Consider the following 8266-nt stretch of genomic DNA (forward strand, 5'->3'; position numbering starts at 1 on the left):
ACTATTTTGAAAAACTATTTTATAAACTAAATACAAATATAATGATGTTATATTATTAATTGGATGAGTTGTTATGAGTATTGAAAAGTTAATTGGTAATACACCAATGATAAAGATTAATTATGAATATGAAGGAAAAAAGGGAAGCATATACACCAAAATTGAATATTACAATTATTCCGGAAGTATAAAAGATAGAATGGCATTATATGTTATACAAAAAGAAAAAGAGATGGGTAATTTATCCGAAGGCCAAGCTATTGTAGAGGTTACAAGCGGAAATACAGGTATTGCATTTAGTGCTATCGGTGCACTTATGGGCCATGACGTTCATATTTTCATGCCTGATTGGGTATCTCTTGAGAGAAGAAAAATCATTGAAATGTATGGTGCTCAAGTACATCTTGTTTCTAAAGAAGAAGGCGGATTTAAAGGAGCTTTAAAGCTTGCAGAAGATTTTGCTAATGAGATTAATGCATTTAGACCCCTCCAATTTGATAACCCGTTAAACGTGGAAGCTCAATATAACTCAACCGGTCAAGAAATCATAGATGCAGTTCCTGAAGTTAATGCCTTTGTTTCAGGCATCGGTACCGGAGGAACATTGATGGGAATCGGAAAAAGATTGAAGGACAATAACCCTGATTCCAAAATATTTGCCCTTGAACCGTCCACATTATCAATCCTTAAGATGGGTATGGAAGAGGGAAGCCATATGATTGAGGGAATTGGTGATGACTTTATTCCAGGAATCGTCGAGCAAGATTTAATTGATGACATTGTTTTAATCCATGACTGTGATGCCATTAACATGTCAAAAAGAATAGCCAAGGAATTAGGATTGGGAATTGGTATTTCCAGTGGGGCCAATTTCCTTGCAAGCGTCATTATGGATAGTGATGATTTAACTGTAGCTACCGTTTTTCCGGATGACAACAAAAAATACATAACAACAAAACTATCCGAAGAGATTGATCCTGACCCTAGATTGATTTCAAATAAAATAGAACTAATTGATTTTGAAGTAATTTAATCTCATGTCAAATAAGAACGTTGAATTGATGAGGGGAGAGCCTGAAATAGCAATAAAAAAATTAGCAATCCCCATAATAATTTCAACTCGCTTGGACTGTCATACGTGAAATCATATGTACAAATGCACTGATTTTCCTGTTTGGTATTTTACTTGGATGGGGTTTGATTGGCGTTTGGGCAGGTCTTGCCATGGGAAGAGCACTTGCCGGCGGTTTAAACTTCATATTCGCCAGATATACAGTTAAAAAATTAAAAGATGGATTTAAGGTGTGAATATGCATATTCGAAAAGCACAAAAGGATGATTTGAACACAATTATGGAAATATATGGGATTGCACAGGATTTTATGATAGCATCCGGAAATCCAACCCAATGGGGACACAATTATCCCACAGAAGAGCTAATCATAAGCGATATAGATAATGAAATCTGCTATTTGGTATGCGATAATGACACTCCACATGGCGTGTTTGCACTTTTTAGAGGGAAAGAACCCACATATTCATATATTGAAAATGGGGAATGGCTCAACGATGATGAATATGTAACCGTGCATAGAATTGCAAGCGATGGGAAAGTCAAAGGTGTTTTTAATTGTGTCATTGATTATTGCAAGGGAATTTGCGACAATATCAGAATAGACACCCATCACGACAATATAATCATGCAGAAATTGATTGAAAAAAATGGATTTGATAAATGTGGAATAATTTATGTGGATGACGGCTCTCCCAGAATAGCTTATCAGTATACAAAAAAATAAAGAAAAGCTTAAACAATTGTTTAAGCTATAATTTGATTTAAAACCTCTTCTTGAGTTGCTGATACTGTAATTACCTTATTATCTTTGCCATATGAAAAGGAAAATGTTGTATCATCATTTTGTTGGAAACCTTCTATATCATTAATTTTTTTGGATTCCCCGTGGAGGAAATTAATCAAATCATCATCAACGTCAGTTCCATCATATTCTGAAACCATGATTATAATGAAATCATCCCCCTTTTCAAAGACCTTTTCATTCAAAGTGCTGGTGAATGTAGAGTATTCAGTAACATTGTCATCTTCAGCCAAATCAGTATTTTCCTCATAACCTGCAGGAATGGTGAATTCTTCTCCTCCGATGGTAACGGTAGTTCCTTCATCTCCTCCAGTAAGAGATCCTAAATCGAATGCAGAAACAGACCCGATTGCAACAACAGCCAAAACAAATATTGATGCAAGCAACAATATCTTCTTGTTCATGTAAAAACCTCTAATTAATTTTTTTAAAATTTATAATGAATGTTATGCAATTTATATAAGCATACTGAACTGCTTGAAGGGAATGCATAAATCATATAATCCAATTCTTCTAAGGTTATTTTTTTATTTATGATAAATGCAAACATGTTTGCGACGTTTTCGGCTTCAGCGGAATATATCTCAGCACCTACAATCTGCAGATCCTTATCGACAATTACCTTAGCTTCAGCTGTCAAGTCATTTTTAAGCTCAAGAGAGTATGCTCGACCATATTTGATTGTGTGGACATCATATTCATCGCTTTCATCAGCAATATAAGCGGGGACACCCACTGTTGCAATCCTTGGAATGGTATATGCTACTGCAGGCACCACAGGATATGTAATCTCATCAGCCTCACCCAACAATTCCTTTGCAAGATATTTTGACTGGTGTATTGCAACGGTTACAAGCTTTGCAATTCCAGTATCTGCAACATCCCCGCAGGCATATATGTTTGGAACTGCAGTCTGCAGGTGTCCGTTTACCTTGATTCCCTTGTTGGTGTAAGTCAAACCTACATTTTCAAGGCCAATGTCTTCAACATTTGCAGTTCTGCCCATTGCGGCTATTACATAGTCTCCAGTCAAGCTTAAACCACTGTCCAGATTGACTGTAAACCCATTTTCATAAGATTTATTGTCTATTTTAGCTTCCGGATCCCTAAGGTATTCATCAGCATTTTGAGCTGATGCCACATTCAATACTTTTTCTTTTGGATTATCGATTTCAACATTATTTATAACTTCCTTAACTGTCTGGTTAAAATGGAAACGAATGCCCTTTTCCTTTAAGATTTCAATGACATTTTGGACATATGGCTGGTGGAAGTATTTTAATGCCATGTTTCCTCTGATGATTACGTCTGCTTCAAGGCCTGCCTCAGCAAGAATTGATGCGAATTCCATTCCAACAAAACCTGCACCAATGATGATTGCATGTTTTGGAAGCTCATCAATATCTAAAAAGTCAGTGCTGTCATGCAGGAATTCCTTGCCCTTGATATCTGGAATTACCGGCTTTAAACCAGTGCAGATTACAATCTTGTCTGTTGTGAATTGCTTTTGGCCAACCTGAACGGTATGCTCATCAATAATGACCCCTTTTCCATGAGCAACATCAAGGTCATATTCGTCGAACTTGCCATCAAGAAATATTGACATTCCCGCAATCCTTTTTCTTTTAAATTTCATCAAATCAGACCAGTTTACTTCAAAATTGCCTGATTTTCCAACACCTTCAAAATTATCTGCAAGAGCCTTGATTTCATATGGAGCATCCAATAGCGCTTTTGAGTTGCAGCCTCTGTTTGCGCATGCCCCTCCATATAGGCTTTCTTCAATGATTAATATCTTAAGGCCTGCTTTTCTTAGGAAGCGTCCACCTTGCCATGCTGCATTTCCGCTTCCAATATAAATAACATCATAATCCATTTTTTTAACCTCTAGTTTTATATTGTGAAATAGAACATTAAATATACTCTTTAAATTAGGAAATATTTTGAGAAATCAAATTAAACAATTCTTTTGTTTTGCCGGTTGCAGTAAACTCCCAGATGTCTTCCGGAATTTCATAAACGAAAGTTGGATAACCTGCCTCGGCAATCGGTTTTGAAACCAGAACTGCAGAAGTTGATTTGTATGTTTCATTGCCGGTTACCGGATAGTAGTTAAAATCACTTGCGCCCTCAATATTTCGTGCAATATTGACAGAAGCATCATCCATTGCAGGAGTCGCCAGATAAAAGCCAACGCCATAATCCGGATTATGTGAATGGCTTATTATTACTGCATCAGCATCTGAAGAGGTAACATGAGGATTTACATAGTCATGCACCAGACTTTCTCCGTTAGCCCTTCCCTGTTCATAGTCTTCTGGATTTTCTGTAACCGTTACCTTATAATGAATTATCTTTACATCATCATTTCCAAACTGCTTTGCAGCTTCAATCTCAGGGCCAATAGATAATGTTTCCCTTGGATGGATTCCGGTAATCAATGCAATGGATTTTGTAGCATTAACATTTCCTGAAATCCCAACCTCTACTGTTCCAATACTAGTATTTCCTAATGTCTGGTAGGTAATTTCATTATAATTACTATTTTGCAGATATATGAATCCGCCGATAATTATAATAGCTAGAATAATAATTACTTTAGTCTTTCTCTTCAAGGATTACACCTTTAAAAAAATAAAATGAGATGTTATTATTCGTTTAAAGTCCAATAACATCTTTTTGGTGAAACGATTGTTTCATCTTTTTTTAATTCTTTCATGATTTTATCGACTTCTTTTTTCTCAACACCTGAAAGTTCACTAACTTTTTTAGCGTTTAAAGGTTCGTCTGAGTTTTTGAATGCTTCAATAACTTTTTCTTTGTTATCCATAATATCACCTATATGTCTAATCCTTTTTCAATCATCTTTTCTCTTAGAGTGGCCATTGCCTCTTTAACATCGCTTTCGGCTACTCTTTCAATTACTCTTTCATTTTCTAAAAAGCGTTTTTTATATTCCTCTTTTTTCTCATTGTCAATTACATCTACACGAGTATAATCCACCAATGATTCTAAAAATGAAAATAAACCTCTGTTCAGTGCCTTTGCACCTTGCTTATTAATGACAATCTTAATGTTTTCAGCAGTTACGATGAAACTTTTTGCACCTTCGTTTACATAATCCTTTTGGGCCTCTACTTCATTAATTGATTTTACAAGACAAATAAAGTAGGCATCAACATTCTTGAGATATGCTATATCGTCATCACGAACAAATTCAAGATTTTCCAGATTTCCATAGAGTGCATCGGCATATATTTTAGGATTATCTGTAATGTTTACTACAAAAAGATTGGTTTCCTTTATATTTGATAATGTTCTGCTTCCTTCAAATAATCGTGCAGCGACATCATAATCATTTATACATTTAACGCCGATTGGAGCAGCATTCATTTTACCATTTTTATTCATTGTGGTGTAGATTGCTTCATATCTTGCTCCCTTCTCCATTCCTATACTTTCCAAACTGAAGGACATTTCATCACCAATATTATATTAGAGTTACAGGTTTATAATGTATTTGATTTAAAACTTAATTGTTTGATGTATCTGATTAAACAATTTAAAAATAAGTTTTAGCTATTGATTAATAATATTGCTAGTATGGTTGATAATTATAATAGATATTATTATAAACTATTGAATAATTCATCGAATATTTAATTTAAAAAAAGAAAAAAGAAATAGGTAATTAGAATTCTATACTATTGTAAATTTCTTTGAGTGTAAAGGATTTAGTATTCCAATTAACTATACTGCCTAAAGAATTTCTTGAACTTGTTGCGTCAGCAACTGTCCATGTATTACCAACTAATACCTGTGCCCAAACGTGACCATAGGTACTTCCGCTTGAGAATGTACATGTTCCATGAACATATCTGGCAGGAAGGCCTGCAGTTCTAAACATTGCAATAAGCAAATGGGTATGATCAACACAGTTTCCAGTCTTAGCAGATAAGGTTCCTTCTGCACCATATTTTGTATTGTAGTAGAAACTGTAGGATACAGTATCCCTTACGTAATTCAGTATGGCTGAAGCCTTTTCCTTATCGGTTGTCTTTCCTTTAATTACAGAATTAACAATCTTTTTAATAGCTGAACTGTTTACTTGACAATGAGTAGCGGACATTAAATAGATAGCTAACTCACTAACTGTATTTTTCTCATTTAAACCAGAACCTGCCTGAGAAGAGCCGGAACCGTAATTAATGGTTACGTAGTTTGGTAAACGATTATTAGAATTATAAAATGCTAAAATTCTTGAAAATGAATCAACAACCTCAGAATAGATAATCTTACCTACATCGGATGAAGCGTAATTCGGAGCCATCTTGTTGGTTTTAATATAGCTTGCTATGCTTTTTGCAACTGCCACATATTTCGATTGAGTTAAATCCCTGGAGTTAATGTTATCTCCTGAAGGGGAATTAGGGGCAGCAACACCCTCAATATATGGAACATTGCCAGTCTTGGAATTGCCCAATTGGTAAATTGCTTCACTCATGATATATAGGAATCCCTGCACTGAAAACGATTTGCCTCCAACGCTTACTGAATTAGGGAATTTATTGTTCTTATCATAATAATTCTTGAAGCTGGTAGCTGCAGCAAGGACCTCTTTTAAAGTCACGGTTTTTGGGGCAGTTACTGTAAGTTTTGTAGATCCTGAACTAGCTAAATTAAGATTGTCTCCATCGAAACTATACGCCGCATTGTAGCTTCCTGCTGAAAGACTTAAGCTGAATGTAGCATTTCCATTTGAAGCAGTCTTTGCTGTGTAGGTTTTAGAGTTAATTGTTAATTTAACAGTTGCACCAGAAATCGCCTTCTTACTGGAATCCACTAATGAAACCACTACATTTTGGGAACCTGTTGAAAGTGAGGTTCCGGTTTTCCAGCTAAGAGTAGATGCGGTTCTCTGCTTAACTGTAATGCTGGATGTTCCATTTACGGAATCTATTTTTGAATCGGCATCATTTGTATACTTTATTGTATATTTTCCAACAGCCAAATCAATAGGAAGTGAAACTATTCCACTGCTATCAGTAGTCTTTACATATTTATTATTGTTTAATGTAAGAGTGACTTTCTTATTAGCTAATGGTACACTTCCAGATGTTAATGCAACCTTAAATGGTGTATTTGCACCTTTACCAAAAGTAGTTGTACTCTTAACAGTGAATGTTGGAGTTTTACTAGGTATGATTGTTAAAACACTTGAAGTGCTTGATGCTTTGTAGTAGTTATTTCCATCAAACTTATATTTTACAGTATAAATTCCATCCTTAAGTGTAGGCAATTTGAGTTTTGCAACACCTTTGCTGTTTGTCTTTGCAGTGTAAGATTTTCCATCTACCTTGAATTTGATTATTTTCCCAGATCCGGGAGCATAACCAAATTTGTTAAGCAGTTTTACCTTAAGAGTTTTTGTATCACTTTTTAAGTAAGTATAATCTTTTGCGGTCAGTGAGGTTGTAGTTGATTTTACAACTGTGACCTTATTGGATTTTTTCAATCCGTCAACATTATAAGAAATAATCTTATAAGTGCCTTTAGGAAGGATTGTCAGTGATAATTTAGCTACACCATTACTATTTGTCTTTTTAGTGTAGGTTTTTCCATTAATTTTGAATTTAACATTTTTATTTGCTAATACTTTCCCGTTACTTTTATAAAATGTTGCACTGAATTTTCTGCTGTCATCTACAACCTTACTTATATCGCTTGCACTTATTGTGGACAAGATTTTGAATGTTGTAGTGAGCTGGAAATTAGTTTTCGGATTAATTGCAACGACATTATAAGTTCCAGGTTTAAGATCAATATCAAGAGAAGCAACACCTTTGCTGTCAGTCTTTTTAGTGTATGTCTGTCCATTTACAACAATTTTTACATTGGTATTGGCAACTGCCTTACCTGACTTGTCTGTAAATGTAGCAGTGTATTTTGCACTTCCCTTATAATATTTAGTAACGTTTTTTGCAGTTATAGAATTTGACACGTCATTAGAAGAACTGTCTGCTGCTAAAACATCACTATCTTCAGAATTAGTTGATAAAGGATTTGAATTTTCAGATTCTAAAATATCATCAACATCGGATTCGTCTACTGAAAGTTGGGCCAGATTGCCATCATCAACACTTGCAGAATATGAATCCGTAACATTTACTTCGCTTGCATATATTGTACCAACTGATAATGCTACAGAAAGCACAACAATAAAAGCGAGTAATATTCGTTTGTTCAAAATATTCCTCCATTACAAAATTTCAATATTCTATGGGATTCAATTCCCATCTCATAAATATTTATATATAAATATCTTATATAAAGCTTTTTATTTCCTATACTCCATTAAATGAGTTTAATTTTAAAAAATAAGCTTAAAA

Annotated in this window: 8 protein-coding genes; 2 read left to right on the forward strand and 6 right to left on the reverse strand. The window is 34.6% G+C overall.

The window, feature by feature from the left end; translation table 11 throughout:
• The first annotated feature begins 73 nt into the window (after positions 1–73).
• Together ACKI3D_RS00600 and ACKI3D_RS00605 are read left to right on the forward strand one after the other, a co-directional pair.
• Complete coding sequence (locus tag ACKI3D_RS00600) at positions 74–1033, forward strand: PLP-dependent cysteine synthase family protein (RefSeq protein WP_407391331.1); 960 nt, start codon at positions 74–76, stop codon at positions 1031–1033.
• A 277-nt stretch (positions 1034–1310) separates the two neighbouring features.
• The gene (locus ACKI3D_RS00605) at positions 1311–1799 is read left to right on the forward strand and encodes a hypothetical protein (RefSeq protein WP_407391332.1); all 489 of its coding nucleotides are present in this window, start codon (positions 1311–1313) and stop codon (positions 1797–1799) included.
• A 20-nt stretch (positions 1800–1819) separates the two neighbouring features.
• Here the strand turns inward: ACKI3D_RS00605 and ACKI3D_RS00610 are convergent, their stop codons facing one another.
• The 6 genes from ACKI3D_RS00610 to ACKI3D_RS00635 form a co-directional block, all read right to left on the reverse strand.
• Complete coding sequence (locus ACKI3D_RS00610) at positions 1820–2281, reverse strand: hypothetical protein (RefSeq protein ID WP_407391334.1); 462 nt, start codon at positions 2279–2281, stop codon at positions 1820–1822.
• 23 nt (positions 2282–2304) lie between these two features.
• Positions 2305–3753, reverse strand: coding sequence for a dihydrolipoyl dehydrogenase family protein (locus ACKI3D_RS00615; protein WP_407391336.1), 1449 nt, complete (start codon positions 3751–3753; stop codon positions 2305–2307).
• 55 nt (positions 3754–3808) lie between these two features.
• Entirely contained in the window at positions 3809–4492 is a 684-nt protein-coding gene (locus ACKI3D_RS00620; RefSeq protein WP_407391338.1) for a hypothetical protein, read from the reverse strand.
• Between the two features lie 35 nt (positions 4493–4527).
• A complete protein-coding gene (locus tag ACKI3D_RS00625; RefSeq protein ID WP_407391340.1) occupies positions 4528–4707 on the reverse strand; it encodes a MarR family transcriptional regulator in 180 nt (59 codons plus the stop codon).
• 8 nt (positions 4708–4715) lie between these two features.
• Complete coding sequence (locus ACKI3D_RS00630) at positions 4716–5354, reverse strand: DUF447 domain-containing protein (RefSeq protein ID WP_407391342.1); 639 nt, start codon at positions 5352–5354, stop codon at positions 4716–4718.
• Positions 5355–5568: 214 nt separating this feature from the next.
• Positions 5569–8124 carry a transglutaminase domain-containing protein gene (locus tag ACKI3D_RS00635; protein ID WP_407391344.1) on the reverse strand — a complete coding sequence of 852 codons (2556 nt, stop codon included), beginning with the start codon at positions 8122–8124 and terminating at the stop codon, positions 5569–5571.
• Between the last annotated feature and the right edge of the window lie 142 nt (positions 8125–8266).

Origin of the sequence: Methanobrevibacter sp., from assembly GCF_045586545.1 — an archaeon.
In the GTDB taxonomy this organism is placed as follows: Archaea; Methanobacteriota; Methanobacteria; order Methanobacteriales; family Methanobacteriaceae; genus Methanocatella.

Bases quoted from the DNA above. Each gene is read 5' to 3' on its own strand.
- ACKI3D_RS00605 (WP_407391332.1), top strand. From the start codon at position 1,311: ATGCATATTCGAAAAGCACAAAAGGATGATTTGAACACAATTATGGAA.
- ACKI3D_RS00610 (WP_407391334.1), bottom strand. From the start codon at position 2,281: ATGAACAAGAAGATATTGTTGCTTGCATCAATATTTGTTTTGGCTGTT.
- ACKI3D_RS00630 (WP_407391342.1), bottom strand. From the start codon at position 5,354: ATGTCCTTCAGTTTGGAAAGTATAGGAATGGAGAAGGGAGCAAGATAT.
- ACKI3D_RS00600 (WP_407391331.1), top strand. From the start codon at position 74: ATGAGTATTGAAAAGTTAATTGGTAATACACCAATGATAAAGATTAAT.
- ACKI3D_RS00625 (WP_407391340.1), bottom strand. From the start codon at position 4,707: ATGGATAACAAAGAAAAAGTTATTGAAGCATTCAAAAACTCAGACGAA.
- ACKI3D_RS00615 (WP_407391336.1), bottom strand. From the start codon at position 3,753: ATGGATTATGATGTTATTTATATTGGAAGCGGAAATGCAGCATGGCAA.